1 protein-coding gene and 1 pseudogene are annotated in these 1,497 nt (G+C 69.7%); both read left to right on the forward strand.

Going from position 1 to position 1,497, the window contains the following annotated elements; genetic code table 11:
- Positions 1-1,298: type II secretion system ATPase GspE (gene gspE, locus N878_RS20145; RefSeq protein WP_021445350.1), on the forward strand; the 1,298-nt coding region annotated here is incomplete at its 5' end.
- Positions 1,299-1,497, forward strand: a pseudogene (locus N878_RS20150) (type II secretion system protein GspF); the annotation flags it as partial.

Raw genomic sequence — 1,497 nt, forward strand, 5'->3', positions numbered from 1 at the left:
GCGAGTTCGCCCTGGCGCTGGGCGCGGCCTACCAGCACGACTCGGCGTCCATGCAGCTGGCCGAGGACATCGGCGGCAGTCTCGACCTGGTTTCGCTGGCCGAGCAGGTGCCGGAGACCGAAGACCTGCTGGAGCAGGAAGACGACGCGCCGATCATCCGCCTGATCAACGCCATCCTCGGCGAGGCGATCAAGGAAAACGCCTCCGACATCCACCTGGAAACCTTCGAGAAGCGCCTGGTGGTGCGCTTTCGCGTCGACGGCATCCTGCGCGAAGTGCTCGAACCCAAGCGCGAGCTGGCGGCGCTGCTGGTGTCGCGGGTCAAGGTCATGGCGCGCCTGGACATCGCCGAGAAGCGCGTGCCGCAGGACGGGCGCATCTCGCTCAAGGTCGGCGGGCGCGAGGTGGACATCCGCGTCTCCACGCTGCCCTCGGCCAACGGCGAGCGGGTGGTGCTGCGTCTGCTCGACAAGCAGGCCGGGCGTCTGTCGCTGCAGCACCTGGGCATGCGCGCCGAGGATCGCGCGCTGATGGAGGAGACGGTGCGCAAGCCGCACGGCATCCTGCTGGTCACCGGCCCCACCGGCTCGGGCAAGACCACCACGCTGTACGCCAGCCTGGTCAGCCTCAACGACCACACGCGCAACATCCTCACCGTCGAGGACCCCATCGAATACCACCTCGAAGGCATCGGCCAGACCCAGGTCAACACCAAGGTGGACATGACCTTCGCCCGCGGCCTGCGCGCCATCCTGCGCCAGGACCCGGACGTGGTGATGGTCGGCGAGATCCGCGACAAGGAAACTGCCGAGATCGCCGTGCAGGCCTCGCTGACCGGCCACCTGGTGCTTTCCACCCTGCACACCAACAGCGCCATCGGCGCCATCACCCGTCTGGTGGACATGGGCGTGGAGCCCTTTCTGCTGTCGTCCTCCCTGCTCGGCGTGCTGGCCCAGCGCCTGGTGCGGGTGCTGTGCCCGGCGTGCAAGGAACCTTATGCCGCCGATGCGGCCGAATGCGCGCTGCTCGGCGTGCCGGCCGCATCGGCGCCGACCCTGTACCACGCGCGCGGCTGCGCCGAGTGCCACCAGCAGGGCTACCGCGGGCGTACCGGCATCTACGAGCTGGTGGTGTTCGACGAAACCATGCGCACGCTGATCCACAGCCGCGCCTCCGAGCAGGACATGACCCGCCACGCCCGCCGCCTGGGCCCGAGCATCCGCGACGACGGGCGGCGCAAGGTGCTGGAAGGGGTGACCACGGTCGAGGAAGTGCTGCGCGTGACCCGGGAGGAGTAAGTGGCCGCCTTCGAATATATCGCCCTGGACGGGCGCGGCCGCCAGCAGAAAGGCGTGCTGGAGGCCGACAGCGCGCGCCAGGTGCGCCAGCTGTTGCGCGAACGCCAGCTGGCACCGCTAGAGGTCAAGGCCACGCGCAACCGCGAGCAGGTCAGCGGCGGCGCTCGCCTGGGCTTCGCCCGCGGCCTGTCGGCGCGCG

The sequence above is a fragment of the Pseudomonas sp. EGD-AK9 genome (genome assembly GCF_000465935.2).
Lineage (GTDB): Bacteria > Pseudomonadota > Gammaproteobacteria > Pseudomonadales > Pseudomonadaceae > Aquipseudomonas.